At 70.4% G+C, this 778-nt stretch carries 1 protein-coding gene; it reads right to left on the minus strand.

Features of this window, described 5'->3' with window-relative positions; translation table 11 throughout:
* Positions 1-778 (minus strand): hydantoinase/oxoprolinase family protein (locus AC1D00_RS43675; protein WP_477015006.1); only part of this gene is annotated, 778 nt, incomplete at both ends.

Raw genomic sequence — 778 nt, forward strand, 5'->3', positions numbered from 1 at the left:
GAATCCGACCGCCGAGCCGACGCCGGCATTCGACGGCACGATCACCCGGGAGACGCCGATCTTCTCGGCGACGCGCGCCGCATGCAGCGGCGCGGCACCGCCGAACGCGATCAGCGTATGCTGGCCGACCACGGCGCCGCGCTCGACCGCATGCACGCGTGCGGCACTCGCCATGTTCTCGCAGACGACCTCGTGCACGGCATAGGCCGCGGTTTCCGCCGACAGGCCCAGCGGCTCGCCGACGCTGCGCAGCAGCGCCTGCTTCGAGAGTTCGGGGTCGAGCTTGATCGTGCCACCCGCGAAGGCGTCGGGATCGATCATGCCGAGCGCAACGTCCGCATCGGTCACGGCCGGACGCTGGCCGCCGCGGCCATAGCAGGCCGGGCCGGGCTCGGACGACGCGCTCTCGGGGCCGACGGTGACGCGCTTCATCGCGTCGACATGGGCGATCGAGCCGCCACCGGCGCCGATCTCGACCATCTCGATCACGGGAATGCGCACCGGCAGGCCGGAGCCTTTCAGGAAGCGCGCCGCGCGATCGACCTCGAACACGCGCGAGGTCTCGGGCTGGTATTTCTCGATCAGGCAGATCTTGGCCGTGGTGCCGCCCATGTCGAAGGACAGCACCTTGCTCTCGCCGAGACGCGCTGCGATCTGCGCCGCGAAGATCGCACCGCCGGCAGGACCGGACTCGACGAGGCGCACGGGAAAGCGCCGCGCCGTCTCGATCGAGGTGACGCCGCCGCCGGACGTGACGAGATAGATGGCACCACGGAAC

It is taken from the genome of Bradyrhizobium sp. P2_E8, assembly GCF_056403875.1.